General features: G+C 42.8%; 6 protein-coding genes. All 6 read left to right on the top strand.

Annotated features, from left to right (window positions below; genetic code table 11):
* Nucleotides 1-735: CoA transferase (locus tag LHW48_06010; protein ID MCB5260014.1), on the top strand; the 735-nt coding region annotated here is incomplete at its 5' end.
* An 86-nt stretch (nt 736-821) separates the two neighbouring features.
* Nucleotides 822-2039, top strand: a complete 1218-nt coding sequence (locus tag LHW48_06005; protein MCB5260013.1) for an amidase — start codon at nt 822-824, stop codon at nt 2037-2039.
* Between the two features lie 341 nt (nt 2040-2380).
* Nucleotides 2381-3925 (top strand): YifB family Mg chelatase-like AAA ATPase, encoded by a 1545-nt coding sequence (locus LHW48_06000; GenBank protein MCB5260012.1) that lies wholly within the window; start codon nt 2381-2383, stop codon nt 3923-3925.
* 9 nt (nt 3926-3934) lie between these two features.
* Nucleotides 3935-5245, top strand: coding sequence for a serpin family protein (locus LHW48_05995; protein MCB5260011.1), 1311 nt, complete (start codon nt 3935-3937; stop codon nt 5243-5245).
* 359 nt (nt 5246-5604) lie between these two features.
* Entirely contained in the window at nt 5605-6843 is a 1239-nt protein-coding gene (locus LHW48_05990) for a cation:proton antiporter (GenBank protein MCB5260010.1), read from the top strand.
* Nucleotides 6840-7652 (top strand): PTS sugar transporter subunit IIA, encoded by an 813-nt coding sequence (locus LHW48_05985; GenBank protein ID MCB5260009.1) that lies wholly within the window; start codon nt 6840-6842, stop codon nt 7650-7652. Before LHW48_05990 ends, LHW48_05985 begins: the two co-directional genes overlap by 4 nt.
* Nucleotides 7653-7773: the final 121 nt, after the last annotated feature.

Genomic DNA, 7773 nt, shown 5'->3' with positions numbered 1-7773 from the left:
GGGCATCCTAATTGCGATCCCACTCGTGTGGGCATGTCACTAGGGGATATTACCGCTTCGCTGTTTACTGCAATTGGCATCAATGCCGCACTTTACCATCGTACCTCAACTGGGATGGGACAGAAAATCGACGTATCGATGCTAGACAGTCAGGTGGCAATTTTGGAGAATGCACTGGTACGCTATCAAGCTGAAGGTTGCGCACCCCAGCCCTTGGGAAATCGGCATCCCACTATTGCACCATTTCAAGCATATCTTGCCAGCGATAAATTCTTCGTAGTAGCGGTGGGCAACGACAACCTGTGGCAAACTTTCTGTAAAGCAATAGATAGCAATGCCTTACTTACAGATCCTCGCTTTACTACAAATCGCCTGCGAACAGACAACATTGAGGAGTTAAATCGCTGTTTATCTCCCATCTTTGCCACCAAAAGCAGTAGTGAATGGCTCAGGATACTGGAAGTTGCAGGTATTCCCTGCGCTCCCATAAACAACGTGGAAGAAGTGATGAACGATATTCAGATTTTAGCCCGAAACATGATTGTGGAAGTGGAAGACAATCTGGCAGGCTCCATCAAGATTGCCGGAAACCCCATAAAAATGAGCTCAATCCCCGAAAGCCACTTACGAGATAAGGTGCCTGAGATCGGTGAGCACAATCTGGAAGTATATTCCGGTATGCTCGCATTAAGCAAAGATGAAATCTTGGAGCTTAAGAAAACGGGAGTTATCTAATTACAAATTCTCATAATTATAGTATTACAGAGCTTAGCTCTCTGTTTAAAACTGATGCTCTGCCTCTTGTTACATATCTGGAAGAAGTGCTTGAACGTGTTGCCACAGAAGATACTAATATTCACTCTTTTTTGGCAGAAGCAGATAGGCGGAAACGAGTTCTTGGCGAGGCACAGCATCTACTAAAACTGTATCCCGATCCTCAAGTAAGACCTCCATTATTTGGTATTCCCGTAGGAGTTAAGGATCTCTTTAGTGTAGATGGATTGCCCACACAAGCCGGTTCTAAACTCCCTTTCCAGGCTTTTACTGCCCCTCAGGCACATCTGGTAAATAAACTTAAGCAATTGGGAGCCATTGTTTTGGGTAAAACTGTTTCTACAGAATTTGCCTATTTCAGCCCCGGACCCACTCGCAATCCAGTTAACTTAAAGTACAGTCCCGGTGGTTCTTCCAGCGGATCTGCCGCTGCTGTAGCGCAAGGATTGTGTCCCCTGGCTCTGGGCACTCAGACTATTGCATCCATAAACCGCCCTGCTGCATACTGTGGAATTTGGGGGTTCAAGCCTTCTTGGGGAAAAACATCCACTATCGGTGTTTTCCCTTTTTCGCAAAGTGTGGATCAGGTGGGCTTTTTCGCTTCCCAACTTGAAGATGTAGCCTACATTGCCCAACTTTTGGGAGAGACCATCCAGCCAGAACCCAAAACACTAAAACTCCGCATTTTGGTACCGCAAGGAACTTACCTAAAACAGGCAGATCAAGAATATCAGGATTACTTTTCTTCAATTCTAAATCACTTAGATAAAGGCAGTTATGAAATAGTAGAGTTTGAATTATTTGAAAATATAGAACAGCTTAATTATTTGCACAATCGGCTTATTGCCGCCGAGTTTGCCCGCAATCACCACAAGTTTTATGCCAAATACCAAGACCTTTACTCTTTAGCCTCCCGCGATTTGTATGAGTATGGATCTACAATTAAAGATCATGAACTTAAGCATCTACAAACCTTGCCTAAGCTTCTGCGAGATAGGATTCATGCTGCCCTAATCGAGAATAAGGCTAATCTCATCCTCACTCCCGGCGCTACATCTTGTGCGCCTTTAGGCTTAGAATCCACCGGTTCGCCTTTGATGAGCCTGCCCTTTACTCATGCCGGGTTACCCACTATTTCTCTCCCCTATGGACAAAATAGTAAAAATCTTCCTCTCTCGCTTCAATTGATTGCAAGCTTTTCTGATGATGGCTTCTTGATAAATGCCGCAAAAAAGGTATATCAGTCTTTGCCAAATAGTAGATAAAGCCGTTTTTCCCTTATCGATCAATATGAATGAATCATGTAAACAATCCCGAAATGCATAGCTCTTCCCCGTCGCATTAAGCCGATCTTAGCTAAGGTTCACCTTGAGATCATCCTGCAAGTGCAGGATGATAGCGACGTAAAACTACGATAGTACTTCTTTAGGGATATGGAACATAAACTAGTGCCAATTATCGGATAGATAAAACATTATTGAAAACATATCGTTAGCATCCTGGCCAATCGTGTCCATGAGTGGTGTATCCAAGAAAAAGCTTGACGCTGCACTCCCCATCAAATCTGATGAGATAATACAATAATGATCTCGAAAAGGAATAGCAAATGGTAGGATTCGCACTCACATACACCACCTTGGGAATTGACGCATTGCAAGTATCGGTAGAATGTGATAGAGTAGGCAGTATGCAACACATGGTAAACATCGTAGGAATGCCTACCAATGCAGTGAAAGAGAGCAAAGACCGCGTGTTTGCCGCTCTGCGCAATAGCGGCATCTCATACCAGAGTAGTCGCTATACCATCAATCTGGCGCCGGCTGATATCCGTAAGGATTCTTCTGCGCTGGATCTGCCCATCGCCCTAGCTGTGGTGATGAACAACAATGGTATTCCCGATCCTGGTTTGAATAAGGTTGCTGTTATCGGCGAGCTATCTCTGGATGGCAATGTGCGTCCTGTGGATGGTGTGTTGCCGATCGCCATTGCCGCCAAACGGGACGGAGTGGACATCCTCATCGTACCTCGCGAAAATGCCGAAGAAGCCGCTATCATTGAAGATATCAGCGTGATCCCCGTCACCTCACTTTCCGAGACTGTGCAATACCTGCGCAATAAAGCCAGCATTCCAGCAGCAAAAGTAGACCGTGAGAAAATCTTCCAGGTACTTAACGAATTCCCCTTGGATATGCACGATGTGAAAGGGCAATATCAAGTTAAGCGCGCCCTGGAAGTAGCCGCCGCGGGCGGACACAATCTGCTAATGATCGGTCCTCCCGGCAGTGGCAAAACCATGCTCGCCAGACGAGTTCCCACCATTCTGCCGGAGCTGACACTGGACGAAGCCTTAGAAGCTACAAAGATCCACTCGGTAGCAGGATTCTCGAAGGATTTCAAGAACGGCATCCTCACCACTAGAGCCTTTCGGGCACCTCACCATACCATCAGTGATATAGCGCTGATTGGAGGCGGAGCATTCCCCAAACCGGGGGAAGTAAGCTTATCTCATCGAGGAGTGCTATTTTTAGATGAACTACCCGAATTTAAACGCTCTGTACTAGAAGTTCTCAGACAACCATTAGAGGATGGTATTGTAACCATTTCCCGCGCAGCCACGAGCCTTACGTTCCCGGCAGAATTTATGTTGATAGCAAGCATGAACCCCTGCCCTTGTGGTTATTTTGGCGCAAATATTCCCAATCATGAATGCACTTGCGATAGCACAGCCATTGCGCGTTATCGCAACCGGATATCCGGTCCTCTTTTGGACAGAATAGATATTCATGTGGAAGTACCTACTGTTGCTTACAAGGATCTTAGCGCTTTACCCACAGGCGATACCTCCGCTACTATTCGACATCGGGTGAATAAAGCACGCGAGATACAACATCGGCGTTTTGAAGATATGGGCATCTACAATAACAGTCAGATGAATAGTAAGATGCTGCGCAAATTCTGCATCTTAGATAGAGATTGTGATGCACTTATGCAAAATGCCATCGATAAATTGGGCTATTCGGCCAGAGTGTTTGACCGTATTCTTAAGGTGGCTCGCACTATTGCCGATCTGGAAGGAACACAGAATATCAATAGCGACCATATCTCTGAGGCAATACAATACCGCACTTTAGATAGAAAATATTGGAGTTAATCCAAGTTTATGAAGTATATAACAGAAATTAATGGAGGAATGATGATTCGACATCATAAGCTAATGCTAATTCTTGTTGTGCTGCTAAGTATGTTTGCATGCAGTAAAAATAAGGCAGAACAAGCCCCCGAAGCCCAGCCAAGCAGTGAAGAAATTAGTGTAAATATGGCAAAGCATCTGGATTTCCCTTTCAATTTGTGGAAAAACCTTAATGTTGAGGGACAAAACTTGTTTATCTCGCCCACAAGCATAAATCTCGCCATGGGAATGGCATACACAGGCGCTAGAGGCAACACTGCCACAGAAATCGCCAAAGTAATGGGCTACACCGAATCGCCCAAAGAAGAACACACAAAATTCCATCAATCGCTTCAAGTTTTAGAAGAAATAAAAAGCCGTAAAAATGCCGAATTCAATATCGCCAATGCCCTATTTAATGCCGAGGGAAACAAGGATCTACTGGTTCCAGAATACTCTGAAGTATTACACAAGTCCTTTTATAGCGAACTCTTTAGCTTGGATTTTAGCCAAGCCCAAAAAACTGCCGATTTTATCAATCTATGGGTGGAAAAGCAAACCAATAATCGTATAAAGAATATTGTCTCCGAGCGCCAAATAGCAGATAGCAACGACGGCTTGATCTTGGTAAACAGCATCTACTTCAAAAGCGATTGGTTACAACAGTTCCCTGCTGAAAACACAATTCAGGAGAGATTTTATACAAGTTCCCAAAAAGATCCCGATCATCACATAATACTTCCCATGATGAAACAACAAGGCAGCTTCCCTTATGCACAAACCAACGATTGTAAGATTGTGGAGCTTCCCTATGTGGAACGTGAAATATCTATGATCTTTGTTATACCCAACGATATGGAAAAGATAAGTGCCGAGCTGGATTATGAACTTGCACAAAGCTGGATTGAACAACTGGGAAGACCAGAACGAGTTATGGTTTTTATACCCCGATTCCGCATTGAAGATACCTACGATAAACTCGTTGGAAACTTCCATAAATTGGGCATAAATGATGCTTTTAACGCAGTTAGTGCAGATTTCTCCGGAATTCTTAACCAGAATAGTGGGCAGCGTTTATTTATCTCCGATATTGTACACAAAACATTTCTAGAGGTAACCGAAACTGGAACTGAAGCTGCTGCCGCTACTCAGATTGGATTTGCCAAGACTTCGCTTGAATCGCCACAACCAGATTTGCACGTATTTAGGGCAGATCAACCCTTCTTTTGCATGATTTTACACCGTCCTACGAACGAAATCCTTTTCTTGGGCAAAATTGTAAAACCACAAAAAACAGAATAGCAGGACTTAGTCTTAGAATAATCTCATTCCTTTCATTGAGCTGTGAATTTACATATTCACAGCTCCTAGCTATTTATACTCACAGAGAGCTTGTCAAGATATCTCCACTCTTAGTATTTTGGTGGAGTTATTCTACTGATGATTAAGCATCAGAATTAGGTATTTGGCATAATCCTTGACAACTTCAGTGGCAAAAGAATTCTGCACAATAGATTGTTTAAGGGAGCTATAATGTTTTTCAACAGGTACTTAAAGCCGAAAAAATGTGTACAATATATAGATTTCAGAAGCGGGTCGGCAGTGACCGACACATGTAACAATACATATCTGCTCAGATATTCCCAAAGAGTGGTATTCCCTTGAATCTATTACAGTTAATCGAACATTATTTTGCGCATCACGTGATATTTAGTGCCGCATTGATGCTCTTGGTCGGGTATTTCTTTGGTCAGATAGCTGAGCGCATCAAACTCCCCGCTATCACGGGTTACATCTTGGCTGGAGTAGCTATTGGCACTAGTGGTCTGAGGTTGATACGACCCGCAAACATGGAGATGCTGTATGTAATCTCCGAGCTTACTCTATCTTTCATAGCTGTTATTATTGGGGGTGAATTCTCATTTCATAAGCTTAAACTATATGGTAAGAATATCCTGATTCTTACTATTGCACAGATGATGCTTACATTTCTACTGGTATCTTTTGCACTCCTTTTTGTTGGATTACCAAAACACATCAGTTTTGTATTGGGTGCAATCTCGGCGGCTACTGCCCCGGCGGCAACTGTAGTGATAGTAGAGAAATTGAAGGCAAAAGGGAAGTTTGTAGACTATCTATATGGTATTGTAGCGCTAGATGATGCCGGCACGGTTATCCTATTTTCGGTGGCTTTTGCTTTCTCTGCGTCTCTGATGGGACAAGCGGAATTGGTGCTTTCCAGCGCATTGTGGCGTGCCATTAGTGAGATTTTGTATTCTATAGTAATCGGTGCTATATCGGGCTTTGCCATCCATTATTCCACAATCAAGAAGCGTAATCTGAACGAGATCAAGATTCTGGCATTGGGTTTTATCTTTTTGAGTACATCCATTTCTATAAGTTTGCATCTGTCACCGCTTATTGCGAACATGACTTTGGGTATGCTTTTAGTGAATCTATCCAGCAAGCATGTACGCATCCTCTTTTCATTTGAGCCTCTTACATCTGTGTTATACGCCATCTTCTTTGCCATTGCGGGCGCAGAACTTAGAATAAATGTATTTGCCGATTTCTCTATCTTTTTAGCCGGGATCATCTATATCCTAATGCGCATGTTGGGTAAATACGGTGGAGTATACTTAGGTTCTCTTTCTTTAGGATTGGATAAGAAAGTGCGCAACTATCTAGGTCTTAGTCTTTTCCCACAGGCTGGGGTGGCTATTGGGCTGGTACTTTTTGTACAAGCGTCCCCAGTAGTGCAAAGTGCGCCCGAGTACATCAAAGCAGATATTGCAAAGATGATTAATATCGTACTGATGTCAGTTTTCGTTAATGAAATAGTGGGACCACCTCTTGCCAAACTGGCTATACTTAAAAACCTTAATGGGAGACAATCATGAACTTGGCAGAAACCATCAGAATGGAGACCTGTAGCATAGATCTAAGAGCAAAAGATAAAGATGAAGCTCTGCAACAGATAGCCGCTCTATATAAACGCAGCGACAGTTTTGTTGAGATTGATGAAAGCACTATCTATGCAGCTTTAAAAGCTAGGGAAGCTATGGGTAGCACAGGTTTTGTAAATGGAATTGCAATCCCTCACTGCCAAATAGAGGGGCTAAAAAAGTTCTATATCAGTTTGGCTATTTGTAAAAAGGGTGTTTATTTTGATTCGATAGACCATAAAAAGACTCATATCTTTGTCTCGATTATAGGACCCACGAATAGCCGTAACGAGCATTTACAGTATTTAGCTGCTTGTTCCCACATTCTTAAGCAACCAGGAGTTACTTCTTCTTTAATGCAGGCAACTACACGTATTAACCTGTATGAAGAGTTTTTAACTCATGCTGATAATGGCTCTGGAAAAATAGCATATAAGGGCAAGGACAAACTGCTGCTGCTTATCATTCAAGACGAAAGCATTCTGCAAGATATTACTGAAGTATTTATCGAATATGGCATCCAACAATCCATTATTTTAGAGGGTGCTCAGATGGAAAACCTGATCTCGAAAGTGCCGCTATTCATGGGTTTCTTCAATTTTACCGGAGATAAAAACCCCAGCACAAAGATTATCTTGGCAAAGATCGTAAAAGACCATATAAATGCAATCACCAAAGGCTTGGAAGATGTATTTGGAGATCTGGATTCATTTTCCGGGCTAAAACTGCTGGTTATGGATGTATTCTTCGCCAAAGGGTTTTAACAACGAGTTTACGAACATTGCAGCAGTTAACACATTCTATTATTGCATCTACCACTGGAGTATAAATATTACTATTTCTAAGGGCAAACAACTGCTACACCGCATAAAAAACGGGTTTATA

Source organism: Candidatus Cloacimonadota bacterium (assembly GCA_020532355.1).
In the GTDB taxonomy this organism is placed as follows: domain Bacteria; phylum Cloacimonadota; class Cloacimonadia; order Cloacimonadales; family Cloacimonadaceae; genus UBA5456.
Note: the sequence above shows the minus strand (reverse complement) of the source record. Positions and strands in the feature narration are given on the sequence as shown.

Bases quoted from the DNA above. Each gene is read 5' to 3' on its own strand.
- LHW48_06000 (MCB5260012.1), top strand. From the start codon at position 2,381: ATGGTAGGATTCGCACTCACATACACCACCTTGGGAATTGACGCATTG.
- LHW48_05995 (MCB5260011.1), top strand. From the start codon at position 3,935: ATGAAGTATATAACAGAAATTAATGGAGGAATGATGATTCGACATCAT.
- LHW48_05985 (MCB5260009.1), top strand. From the start codon at position 6,840: ATGAACTTGGCAGAAACCATCAGAATGGAGACCTGTAGCATAGATCTA.